Origin of the sequence: Rothia sp. HMSC071F11 (assembly GCF_001809115.1) — a bacterium.
Taxonomy (GTDB): domain Bacteria; phylum Actinomycetota; class Actinomycetes; order Actinomycetales; family Micrococcaceae; genus Rothia; species Rothia dentocariosa.
Genome location: NZ_KV795760.1, coordinates 112,814 through 113,104 on the forward strand (window position 1 = coordinate 112,814; position 291 = coordinate 113,104).

General features: G+C 61.9%; 1 pseudogene. It reads right to left on the reverse strand.

The window, feature by feature from the left end:
* Nucleotides 1–40: 40 nt before the first annotated feature.
* Nucleotides 41–291, reverse strand: a pseudogene (locus tag HMPREF2554_RS08080) (succinate--CoA ligase subunit alpha); the annotation flags it as partial.

Consider the following 291-nt stretch of genomic DNA (forward strand, 5'->3'; position numbering starts at 1 on the left):
CCGCCGGGGGTCTTATTAGCTGCCCGAACCGGGCGGAATGCTATTTGTTGGCGAAGATTTCGCGCATCAAATTAGCGGCCTCAGAAGGGGTCTTGCCAACCTTCACGCCGGCAGCCTCCAGGGCCTCTTTCTTCGCCTGTGCGGTCCCCGAAGAACCTGAGACGATCGCACCCGCGTGGCCCATGGTCTTGCCCTCGGGAGCGGTAAAGCCAGCCACATAACCGACCACGGGCTTGGTGACGTTTGCCTTGATGTACTCGGCGGCACGCTCCTCCGCGTCGCCACCAATCT